At 46.2% G+C, this 210-nt stretch carries 1 rRNA gene; it reads right to left on the bottom strand.

Going from position 1 to position 210, the window contains the following annotated elements:
• Positions 1–128: 128 nt before the first annotated feature.
• Positions 129–210, bottom strand: a 5S ribosomal RNA gene (gene rrf / locus ACXAH1_RS24830); the annotation flags it as partial.

Genomic DNA, 210 nt, shown 5'->3' with positions numbered 1-210 from the left:
AAGTGTGTCCAAAGACTGCTAGATACCAGCTTCATGGACGAATAGACAACGCCATTCTGTCTACATCTTTTTAAATCGCACATAGCAAAAAACCCGCTGCATTTCTGCAACGGGTTTCTCTTATAAGGCCCTGGCGATGTCCTACTTTCACATGGGAAACCCCACACTATCATCGGCGCTATTTCGTTTCACTACTGAGTTCGGCATGGG

This window comes from Pseudoalteromonas sp. AWH4_217 (assembly GCF_056161105.1).
The sequence above is the reverse complement of the archived record's forward strand: the minus strand, read 5'-3'. Positions and strand labels throughout refer to the sequence as shown.